This is a genomic window from Nosocomiicoccus ampullae (assembly GCF_001696685.1).
In the GTDB taxonomy this organism is placed as follows: Bacteria; Bacillota; Bacilli; order Staphylococcales; family Salinicoccaceae; genus Nosocomiicoccus; species Nosocomiicoccus ampullae_A.
In genome coordinates, this window is record NZ_MBFG01000002.1 from 48111 (window position 1) to 49188 (window position 1078).

Sequence of the window (1078 nt, forward strand, 5' to 3'; positions counted from 1 at the left end):
TTAATTTAACGATTAGAGCATTTGCGTTAACGTATGCCGGACTGATTTCACGCAAATTGCTTTTGTGTTAAAAGATGAAAAACTATTTCACGCAAATCGCTTTTGTGTTAAAGCACGCTCCCTTAATTTAACGATTAGAGCATTTGCGTTAACGTATGCGGAACTGATTTGACGCAAATCGCTTTTGTGTTAAAAGATGAAAAACTATTTTACGCAAATCCGTTTTGCGTTAAAGGGTGCCCCATTAATTTAACGATTAGAGCATTTGCGTTAACGTATGCGGAACTGATTTGATGCAAATTGCTTTTGTGTTAAATGATGAAAAACTATTTCACGCAAATCCGTTTTGCGTTAACAACAGTGGCGTTATTTTAACAAAAAGCAACCACAAAGGGTCAAGTCTTAAATATTGTGTAAAATAATAAAACTCTCTGTTATTCTTTAGCTTCCACGAACGCGCTCACTTTTCTATTTGTTTCTTTATAGGCTTCATTCGCATCAAGAAGAAGTGCGCCAATTAAACGAAATGCAGACTCGATATTTGGAAATACTCTAACAACGCGCTCACGACGTCTTAACTCACTATTTAGTCGTTCGAGTGCGTTTGTACTTTTTAAAAACTTTTGTCTAGCCGCTGGACACATTAAACATTGAATCGCATCGTCAAATCCACTTTCTAAAATTTCTACCGCGTGATTAAATCTTGGATCCTCTGATACAAAGTCTAAAAACTTCTCTTTTGCTTCTCGTGCATGTTGGGGTGTTGTCGTATGAAAAATCTCTCAATAATTGACGCGCAACAGTTGAACCTTTTTTAGGCATTACATTCGTAATGTTTCTTAAGAAATGGACTGTGCATCTTTGCCAAGGTGTGCCCGGAAACTCTTCTTGAATCGCCTGCTTTAAACCTTGATGTGAATCTGAAGTAATGAGTTCTGGTTGTGTTAATCCACGATTTTTTTAAGTCACGTAAAAAGTGTCCCCAGTGATTCTTACTCTCAGCATCATCCACTTTAAACCCAAGTACTTCACGATGACCATCTACACCAATACCGAGCGCAATATACACAGCTTTAGA

At 37.4% G+C, this 1078-nt stretch carries 1 protein-coding gene and 1 pseudogene; both read right to left on the reverse strand.

Annotated elements, in window-relative coordinates:
• Positions 1-434 precede the first annotated feature (434 nt).
• Positions 435-930: pseudogene (locus tag BBS29_RS08125) on the reverse strand (transposase).
• The coding region (locus tag BBS29_RS08320; RefSeq protein ID WP_179853822.1) for a transposase at positions 815-1078 on the reverse strand (264 nt) is incomplete at its 5' end. The pseudogene BBS29_RS08125 and the gene BBS29_RS08320, both read right to left, overlap by 116 nt.